This window comes from Acidovorax sp. SUPP2825 (assembly GCF_030158995.1).
Classification (GTDB): domain Bacteria; phylum Pseudomonadota; class Gammaproteobacteria; order Burkholderiales; family Burkholderiaceae_C; genus Paracidovorax.
In genome coordinates, this window is record NZ_BQXK01000054.1 from 1 (window position 1) to 1,623 (window position 1,623).

Annotated in this window: 1 protein-coding gene; it reads right to left on the minus strand. The window is 50.6% G+C overall.

From position 1 onward, the window contains the following. Positions 1-795 precede the first annotated feature (795 nt). Positions 796-1,368: a hypothetical protein gene (locus AVAK2825_RS24630; protein ID WP_284403113.1), complete on the minus strand. Its 573-nt coding sequence runs from the start codon at positions 1,366-1,368 to the stop codon at positions 796-798. Positions 1,369-1,623 lie beyond the last annotated feature (255 nt).

A 1,623-nucleotide genomic window follows, 5' to 3' on the forward strand; every position in this document is an offset into this window, starting at 1 on the left:
CCATTCAGGCCGCCAGTTCGTGCCACAGGCACCGGAGCTGAGATAAATCAGGGGTTGGCCCATCGCGTTCCAACTGGCTCAAGGCATCAGCACGTTCGTGCGTGTTTTGTGCAGAGCTTCCTTAGGTCGTCAGATGCCGGGGAGCAGAATGCGTCCCAGTAGCTCGCGAATATTCCCCAGGTCGTTACAACGGCAGTACTTGGCTGCCATGAGAGAACCACGCGGGTCTCCTTGTTTTCATGGCAGTTGAGCAGCCAGTCAGTCACATGCTCCGGGACGCCCTCTCCAGTTTCAATCCGTGGGAGCGAGAACATTCGCTCGCTCAGACCAACCGAGCCATTGAATGCAAGTGATTGCCGGAAAGCCTGCCTGCCTGCTTCGATGTCTGGGGCTCAATTCGCGAAGGACATCTTGCGGCAGCAGCGCGTACTTTCGTCCATCCAACGCCAGGCAAGGGGAAAGTCTTTGAGCAACATAGTTTCAGGGTGTATGCAATGGCCGGATGCTAGAGCTTCTGCAAAGCGGACGCGTCCTGCCGTGAACGGCGGCTTTCTGGAAACCTTAAAGGCGGCAATGGGCCAAAAACTGCCGCTCAGCAGCACAGCCCAGTTGACGCTGGCGTCTGCTCCAGCACAACAGGCATAACAATCTTTCAAAGGTCGCATTGCGTAAAAGCTCGTATACCGCGAACAGGCCGGAGGTGCGCTTTGCTTATCGCCGAATACTTCCCCAAAGAGAAATGACCCGCATACGCGGGTCATTTATATGTTACGCACAGCGCTTATCGGAAAGCGGTTAATTGATCGCTTTAATAAACTCCGGGTCTTCGAGGAGTTCTTCAACGCTCATCTTGATATTTTCTTTTAGAATTCCCAGAGGATTTCCAAATTTATTGGTCTTGCGCTGAATGGTCTTAACCGATGTATAAACGGTTTTGCCCGTTGTTTTGTCTTCGAGTTTATATTTAACCCTATATGTCCAATCAATACTGTAGCCGAGATCGTCAATGAAAAATTCTTCAATATCTCCGGTCAACAGTATGCCCGCCGGGACAATCTTCACACCGACAAAGCGCAACTCGTTAAAAACGGCATCTCGCACGAATTTCGATACATCGCGATCCAGCTTGATCTCTCCCATGGCCGTATTCCGAATCACGTCCTGCGGCATGGGTTGTGAAGTCTTCGGATTTACTGCGGAGTATTTGAAATCGCCGACATTGATATTTCCCTGAGCTGTTTTGGTTGAACTGGGTGCATAGTCGATGGTTAGACCAGTTGGCGTGCCACAACCTACGAGACTAAAAGCTACGGACAATGCAAAAAGAACAGCAAAAATCCGTCTGTTACCTTCAAAATTTCCCCTCATCACTCGATCCTCGTTTGTAAAAAAATGTATAGTCTACTGTAGATCCGGATGTAATCTTCTTCATGGCCTACAAGTTAATGCGAGAAAGCTAGAAGATCGCTGCTGCGGTTCCAACAGGAACCTAGTATCTCGGGAACCTCTCAAAACCCATCCGGTCCCTTGTTGATCGAGAACGCGTGCTCCATCCTTTGCCATGATCACTCCCCGTAGCGCCCTGAAGTTCGACCTGTTCGCTGAGGCCTCGCGCCAACACAA

Bases quoted from the DNA above. Each gene is read 5' to 3' on its own strand.
- AVAK2825_RS24630 (WP_284403113.1), bottom strand. From the start codon at position 1,368: ATGAGGGGAAATTTTGAAGGTAACAGACGGATTTTTGCTGTTCTTTTT.